6 protein-coding genes and 1 pseudogene are annotated in these 6,335 nt (G+C 68.1%); 2 read left to right on the top strand and 5 right to left on the bottom strand.

Annotation, left to right across the window (positions count from 1 at the left end):
• The 3 genes and pseudogenes from A5711_RS02995 to A5711_RS02985 all read right to left on the bottom strand — a co-directional run.
• A pseudogene (locus A5711_RS02995) lies at window positions 1-348 on the bottom strand (cytochrome P450); the annotation flags it as partial.
• A gap of 150 nt (window positions 349-498) precedes the next feature.
• Window positions 499-1,692 carry an MFS transporter gene (locus A5711_RS02990; RefSeq protein WP_067943924.1) on the bottom strand — a complete coding sequence of 398 codons (1,194 nt, stop codon included), beginning with the start codon at window positions 1,690-1,692 and terminating at the stop codon, window positions 499-501.
• A complete protein-coding gene (locus tag A5711_RS02985; protein WP_067943922.1) occupies window positions 1,679-2,572 on the bottom strand; it encodes an NYN domain-containing protein in 894 nt (297 codons plus the stop codon). The genes A5711_RS02990 and A5711_RS02985 overlap by 14 nt, the downstream gene beginning before the upstream one ends.
• A gap of 109 nt (window positions 2,573-2,681) precedes the next feature.
• On the opposite strand from A5711_RS02985, the gene A5711_RS02980 reads away from it, so the two are divergent.
• Both A5711_RS02980 and A5711_RS02975 read left to right on the top strand, forming a co-directional pair.
• Window positions 2,682-3,554, top strand: coding sequence for an alpha/beta fold hydrolase (locus A5711_RS02980; RefSeq protein ID WP_067943920.1), 873 nt, complete (start codon window positions 2,682-2,684; stop codon window positions 3,552-3,554).
• 43 nt (window positions 3,555-3,597) lie between these two features.
• On the top strand, window positions 3,598-4,968 hold the full coding sequence (locus A5711_RS02975) for a cytochrome P450 (RefSeq protein ID WP_156744754.1): 1,371 nt from the start codon (window positions 3,598-3,600) through the stop codon (window positions 4,966-4,968).
• Here the strand turns inward: A5711_RS02975 and A5711_RS02970 are convergent, their stop codons facing one another.
• Window positions 4,969-6,135: an FAD-binding domain gene (locus tag A5711_RS02970; RefSeq protein WP_067943926.1), complete on the bottom strand. Its 1,167-nt coding sequence runs from the start codon at window positions 6,133-6,135 to the stop codon at window positions 4,969-4,971.
• Window positions 6,136-6,143: 8 nt separating this feature from the next.
• The coding region (locus A5711_RS02965; RefSeq protein ID WP_197520731.1) for an STAS/SEC14 domain-containing protein at window positions 6,144-6,335 on the bottom strand (192 nt) is incomplete at its 5' end.

The following is a 6,335-nucleotide window of genomic DNA, read 5'->3' as shown; positions in this document are numbered from 1 at the left end:
GGTCGCGCGGGGAGTGAACGCCTTGGACGTCAGGCTGCGCAGCCGGTGGTGCGCGTCGCCTTCCAGGCACAGCAGGCTGTTGATCACCTTGTCCCACAAGGGTCCCGACGTGACGCCCTGGGCGAGCAGGTTGATCCCCGGCGGGATGTGGAACCGGGCGTCGCGAAGAACGGAGCGGACGAGGTGGTAGGAGAGGACTTCGGGTCCGTGCGGCCCCATGGCGACGGGAGCCTGGCGTTGCGCCGCCTGCAGGCGGGGATAGACGTCGGCGGGGGTTTCTTCGGCGTCGTAGGCCAGCGTCGGCAGATCGGCATCGAAAACGCTTGTGGGAGCGGTACCGACGGTCATGACGGTCTCCTCGAGGCCGCGCGAGCGGTCCGCTCGCGACAACTTTCACACAATGTATGGCCGTGCCGGTTGAGTGTCAACGATATTGCAGCTTCTCGGCCCAACGGGCCATACAAGTTGGAGGTCGTGTGTGGCCGTGCGGTTCGAGACCTAACCGGGTCTCATCCCGCGGACCAGTTGGCCGCCAATCAGCACGACCGCGAACACCCCCCCGATGACTCCCGAAATGAGCAGCGGCAGTTGACCGTTCGCGCCCCACAGGAGGCCGGCCCATAGTCCCGCCGCCAGGACGGCCAGTCCGATCAGGCCCTGGAACACGCCCTGCGCGCTGGCCTGGTGCCCCGGGTCGACGAGACCCGAAATCCAGGCCTTGCCCACGCCGTCGGTGCACCCCGTGAACAGTCCGTAGGCGCCGAGCAGCAACCACGCCGTCACGATGTCGGTGGTCAGCCCCAGCCCGATGTAGCCGACCGCGAAGAACGCCAGACCCAGGCCGAACAACGCCGGCCTGCCGATGCGGTCGGCGAGCGCTCCGGCGGGATAGCTGGCCAGGGCGTACACCGCGTTGTAGCCGACGTATGCCAGGATCACCCCGACCACTGAGAAGCCAATCTCGTTGAGCCGCAACAACAGCAGGGCGTCGGGAAAATTCGCCACGCTGAACAGCACGAGCAGTGCGGTCACCCGCCAATACGGCCGCGGCAATGAGCGCACGCCGGCCCACATCGATTGCCGCTGCGTTCGCGGGGCGCGACGGCCGCGCTCGCGTACACCGAAGACGAGCGCCACGGACAGGACGGCGGGCACGATGGCGACATACAGCAACGGTGCGATTCGGTGGTCGAGCAGTTCGTAACCCACCAGCCCGAGCAGCGGACCGAAGACGGCACCGAAGGTGTCCATTGCGCGGTGGAAGCCGAAAACCCGGCCGCGCAAAGCGTCGTCGACATCGTCGACCAGTAGCGCGTCCCGCGGCGCGCCGCGCACGCCCTTACCGAGCCGGTCGACGACGCGACCCGCGAGCACGCCCGGCCACGCCGCGGCGATGGCGATGATCACCTTGCCCAGCGCCGCCATCCCGTACCCGGTGGCAATCAACGGGCGCCGCGCGAACCTGTCGCCGAGCGGGCCCGACGCGAGTTTTGTCAGCGAGGCGGCGCCCTCGGCCGCGCCCTCGACGGCCCCCACCACCGACGGCGGCGCACCCAGTACCGCCGTCAGGTAGATCGGCAACAGCGGATACAACAGCTCACTGGCGGTGTCCTGCAGGAACGAGACCCCGGAGAGCACCCGCACGTTGCGGGTGAGCCAGCGTGGCCTCGAGTGGGTTTCACTCTGGGGCACGAAGCCGCACCATCCGTGTCGTCGATGTCTCGTCCAACTCGACGACGTCCGACCGAGAACGCAGGAAATCGCTGAAAGACCGGAATCCCAAAGATCTTTCGCTGAACGACGGGTCCATCCGCTTCATCTGTGCCTTCACCGCCGAGTTGTGCAGCCAGTCGACGTCGTCCTTTTCCAGGCCGATCTGCAGCGCGCGCGTCAGCAGCGCGGTGGCGGCGGCCTGCGGATCGGGTGGCTCCGGCTCGTCGGCCTGCGGCGGCTTCGCGCGCCCGGCCCGTTGCTTGGACGGCTTCGCCTCGGACTCGGCGCCCGCGGGCTGCGGTTCGAGCGCCGGCACCCCCGGCAGCGAGTCGTAGATGACGAACTCGTCGCAGGCCGCCGCCAGCGCCCGGCTCGAGGCGCCGGCGACCCCGATACCCACCACGTAGCGGCCGAGCCTCTTGCAGCGCTGGGCCAACGGGATGTAGTCGGAGTCGCCGGCCACGACCACCACGTGGGTGAGGTCGGGCAGGCGGAACATGTCCTCGACGGCGTCCACGGCCAGCCGGATATCGGCGCCGTTCTTGCCGTAGGCCGCGGCGGGGAACAACTGGACCAGGTCGACCGCGCGGGCCACCAGCTGCCCGCGGTACCCGGCGTTGATATCCGCCGACCAGTCCGCGTAGGCGCGGGTGAGCACCAGCGTCCCGAACGACGACGCGAAGTCGAGGATCGCGCCGACATCGACGGTGGCCCGGTCCAGCCGCTCGGAATACTGCTCGAGCCCCTTGGCTTTGTCACGCTGGAACGAGTTCCGGCCGTGGACCTGGTCGTATCGGGAGATCACGATGTTGTCGAAGTCGAGGTAGACGGCCACGCGGGCCGCAACCGGTTCGGTCATGGACTAAATCATCGCTGAGGCCTCCGGCACTGTGGGGCCCGGAAGCGTTTTCCGTCACGATTCGTCCGATCGGGGCCCTAATCGGGCCGAGAGCGGGTATCCCCGGGCAATGAACGAGTTGAAGTATCTGGAGCTGCACGGCGATCGCGTCGCTTACCGCGACGAGGGCGACGGTGAGGTGCTCCTGCTCATCCACGGCATGGCCGGCAGCTCGGAGACCTGGCGGGCGGTGATCCCGCCGTTGTCGAAGAAGTTCCGGGTCATCGCCCCCGACCTGCTCGGCCACGGGGAGTCGGCGAAGCCCCGCACGGACTATTCGCTGGGCGCCTTCGCGGTCTGGCTCCGTGACCTGCTCGACGAGCTCGGCGTCAGCCAAGCCACCCTGGTCGGTCAGTCGCTCGGCGGCGGGGTCGCGATGCAGTTCGTCTATCAGCACCCCGACTACGCCAAGCGGTTGATCCTGATCAGCAGCGGCGGTCTGGGCCCCGACGTCGGGTGGGTTCTGCGGCTGCTCTCGGCGCCCGGCGCGGAGCTGGTGTTGCCGGTCATTGCGCCGAAGCCCGTCCTGACCGTCGGCAACAAGCTCAGGTCGTGGTTGAGAAGCGCCGGCATCCACTCACCCCGTGGGGCAGAGATGTGGAGCGCCTACTCGTCGCTGTCCGATGGTGAGACGCGGCAGTCCTTCCTGCGGACGCTGCGATCGGTGGTCGATTACCGGGGCCAGGCGGTCAGCGCCCTGAGCAGGCTGCGGCTGCGCGAGGACTTGCCGGTCATGGCGATCTGGGGGGAGCGGGACGCCATCATTCCCGTCGATCACGCGTACGCCGCGCACGAGGCCCGTACCGACGCCAGGCTCGAAATCTTGCCCGACGTCGGCCACTTCGCGCAGGTCGAGGCGCCGACCCAGGTGGTGGAGCTGATCGAGGACTTCATCTCGACCGGCGATCGCCAGCAAGCGGAGAGCACACAGCCGCGCTTGTGATCTAAGTCGCTTCGCCGCGCATTCCGGTCGTAAAATTGCGGTGATGCGCACTGGCTTGCGTACCGCGCTTCCGCCGGGGCCCCGGTTGCCCCGGGCGGTGCAGGCCGCGTTGATGCTGCACCGCGGTTCGCACTTCGTCGCCGCCTGCCGCCGTCGTTACGGGAGCGTGTTCACGCTGCGCGTCGCCGGCATGGGCACGCTGGTGTATCTGGCCGACCCGGCAGACATCAAGACGGTGTTCGCCGGTGACCCGCACGTCTTCCACGCTGGCGAAGCGAATTCGATTCTGAGCGGGTTGCTCGGCGATACCTCACTCCTCGTCATTGACGAAGACGTCCACCGGGATCGCCGCCGTCTGATGCTGCCGCCGTTCCATCGCGACGCCGTCGCACGCCAAGCAGGGCTGATGGCCGAGATCGCCGCGGCGAACATTGCGGCGTGGCCGGTGGGGGAGAGCTTCCCGGTCTCGCCCAAGATGTCGGAGATCACCCTTGAAGTGATCCTGCGGACGGTCATCGGCGCAACGGACCCGGCTCGACTCACCGCGCTGCGTGAAATCATGCCGCAGCTGCTCACCGTGGGTCCGTGGGCGACGCTGGCATTGGCGAAGCCCGAGCTCCAGCGCTACCTCCCATGGCGGGGACTGCGTCGGCGCATGGCCGAAGCCGACTGCCTGCTCTACGCGGAGATCGCCGAGCGCCGCGCCGACCCCGACCTGGCCGGGCGCACCGACGTGCTCGCCATGCTGGTCCGCGCCGACGACGGCGGGCGCACGATGTCCGACCGCGAGCTGCGGGACCAGCTGATGACGTTGCTGGTGGCCGGGCACGACACCACCGCGAACGGGTTGTCCTGGGCGCTCGAGCGGTTGACCCGTCACCCGGCCATATTGGCCAAGGCGGTGAGAGCTGCCGAGGCCGGCGCCGCGGGCGATCCGGCCGGCGACGAGTATCTCGACGCGCTGGTGAAGGAGACGTTGCGGATCCGTCCGGTGGTGTTCGACGTGGGGCGGGTGCTCACGCGACCGGCCGAAGTCGCCGGCTACCGGCTGCCGGCCGGGGTCATGGTGGCGCCGGGAATCGGGCTGGTGCACACCAGCGCCGCGGTGTACCCCGACCCGGACCGATTCGATCCGGACCGCATGCTGGGCGCCACCCTGACACCGACGACGTGGTTCCCCTTCGGTGGCGGCAACCGCCGCTGTCTGGGCGCCGGCTTCGCCATGGTCGAGATGCGCGTGGTGTTGCGCGAGATTCTGCGCCGGGCCGAGTTGCGCACCACCACCGCGGCCGGCGAACGGCAGAGGCTGAAATTTGTTGTCCTGGTACCATATCGCGGCGCGCGCATCCGGCTGAAAGCCATCAAAGACTTTCCCGCAGCATCGCCCGCCGCCACGCGCACGGTGGCGCGCTAGCTACAGTTCGTAGTCCGGAAGGTCGAAGTCGTCGATCACGGTGCTGGCGAAAAGCCTTGCCATCGGAGGGAAGTTCATGGTGCGCATCGCCATGATGCGGAACCAAAGGCCGAAACGGGTCTTCGTCGCGAAGAACGGAATGTTTTTCTCCGCACCGGACTGCTTGGACTTGATGAAGGGACGCAGGCGCGCCTCGTAGGCATCGAAGGCGCGACGGTGGTCGCCGCCGGCCCGCTCCAATTCTCCGGCCAGCACGTAAGCCTCGGTCATCGCCAGACCGGTGCCCTCGCCGCCCAGCAGCGAAATGCACGCGGCCGCATCGCCGATCAGCAGCGTCCGGCCACGCGACCAGCGATCCATGCGGATCTGGCTGACGACGTCGAAGTACAGGTCGTCGACGTCGTCGAGCGTCGCCAGGATCTCCCGGGCTTCCCAGCCTACGTCACGGAACTCGTTTCGCAGCTGGTCCTTTGGTGCCGCGGTGGTGCCCTCGCGCGGCGCACGGAAAATGAACAGAAACATGGTGCGGTCGTCGCGCAGCGCGCAACGCGCCAGTTGGTGGCCGGGAGTGGCGTACATGACGTAGACCAATTCGTCGCGGGGCCGGTAGCCGGGCACCACGCAGGCCGCGACCCTGCAACCGAGGTAGTGGTCGTAATCCTGCTCCGGCCCGAAGGCGAGCCGGCGCACGTTCGAGTGCAGCCCGTCGGCGCCGATCACCAGATCGAAATCGCGCGGCGCGCCCTTTTCGAAGGCGAGCCGGACGCCGTCGCTGTGCTCGTCGAGGGCGGCGATGCTGTCACCGAAGATCGTTTCGACCTTGTCCTCGATGGTGCGGTAGATGGCGGCGGCCAGGTCGCCGCGGGGCAGGCTGGTGAAGTCGTCGCCGACCATGCGGCTAAAGATCCTGGCGTCGACGTCGGCCTTGACCTCGCCCCGGGAGCCGACTGAGTGCAGCCGCTGGATCTCGTAGCCGGCGGCGCGGATCGGCTCTTCGATGCCCATGCGTTTGGCCACCTGGTAGCCGACACCCCAGAAGTCGATCATGTAGCCGCCGGTGCGAAAGTGTGGCGCCTGCTCGATCAGCGTCGGCGTGTGGCCGGTGCGATGCAGCCAGTGGGCGAGCGCCGCCCCCGCCACGCCGGCACCGCTGATGGCGATTCTCATGGTGGTCTCTACGCTCGCACCCACTCCCATGCGGCGTCCAGTCGATCACGGTCGAACGTTCGCAATTCGCCGCCCATCAGCCACGCGGCGGCGACATTGACGCACCACCGCTCCCATCGCGGTGCACCGACTACCGCGACCTTGTCAAAGTCCTTGCGGTGCTTGGCATCAAACACGGTGTTGACCCATGCCGCGCGCAG

Origin of the sequence: Mycobacterium sp. E2238 (genome assembly GCF_001672665.1) — a bacterium.
GTDB lineage: Bacteria > Actinomycetota > Actinomycetes > Mycobacteriales > Mycobacteriaceae > Mycobacterium.
Note: the sequence above shows the minus strand (reverse complement) of the source record. Positions and strands in the feature narration are given on the sequence as shown.